Origin of the sequence: Bartonella sp. CE47NXGY (assembly GCF_042195415.1) — a bacterium.
GTDB lineage: Bacteria > Pseudomonadota > Alphaproteobacteria > Rhizobiales > Rhizobiaceae > Bartonella.
The window spans coordinates 1-1,072 of sequence record NZ_JBHIOI010000167.1 but is presented as its reverse complement, the minus strand read 5'-3'; the positions used below and the strand labels follow the sequence as shown (position 1 = coordinate 1,072).

The window sequence follows — 1,072 nt, the reverse complement described above, 5'->3', positions numbered from 1 at the left end:
TTTCATCACCTATCTTGATTACCTTCGTAGCATCATCCTGCTTAACAAGACTATCTCCTACAACTTTATTAATCTCATTGGTAATCTCTTTATGTAAATCCGTGAAAGAAGTTCCTACACCGGCAAACGCTGAAGCCACATCTGTATAGCTCTCCTCACTCTCAGTTCCATCAGATTTTACTGTTTTAACCGTGAACTTAGGTTTGCTCCATTTACCATCCTCATACTTAGCTCCTCCACCTAAAGATTGCGCAACTTTATCACCTAGAGCATAAAGCTGGTTACCCGCTACGGCATCCGTTGAAGTTCCACTAATATCTCCATTTTTAAGAGACGTAATCTTGTTGTTCTCTTTACTGTCCCCATGCGTCGCTACAAAGGAATGTGCAGCGTCGCTCCATAATAAAGCATCACCATTAACCGCTTGAGTAATATTACTTAGTTTATCCTCAAACTTTTTAACCTCATTAGACAGATGAGTGTTCACATTCTTGACACTCGTATCAAGACCCGCAAAGGCGCTACCAACATCATTGAAGCTCGTCTTTACCACATCACCATCTGCAGAAACATGAGAGATCTCGTAAGTCGGAGCTGTCCATGTGCCATTCTCATACTTAGCTTTACCACCTAAGGACTGCGCAACACCGCTCCCTAGGGCATATAGCTGGTTACCCGCTACAGCATCACTTGAGCCTTTAGTTATAGATCCATTGGAAAGCGATGTTATCTTGCTGCTTGCATTCTCTTCACCATGCGTCGCTACAAACGCACCTTTAGACTTATCCCACAACAAGGCGTCAGCTTGAGCAGTGGTAATCTCATTGGTAATCTCTTCGGTAATTTCATCCTTAACATGATCGATTTTATCTTTAACATTCTCGAATGAATCACCAACACCAGCAAAGGCAGACGCGACATCGCTATAACTCGAGGCAGTAACACTGCCATCAGATGAAAACTTTTTAACCGCGAATGTAGGCGCACTCCAAGTCCCATTCTCATACTTAGCTTTACCACCTAAAGACTTCGCAACACCGCTCCCTAGTGCATATAGCTGGTTACCCGCTAC

General features: G+C 43.4%; 1 pseudogene. It reads right to left on the bottom strand.

Annotated features, from left to right (window positions below):
* Positions 1-1,072: pseudogene (locus ACFIL3_RS10435) on the bottom strand (hypothetical protein); the annotation flags it as partial.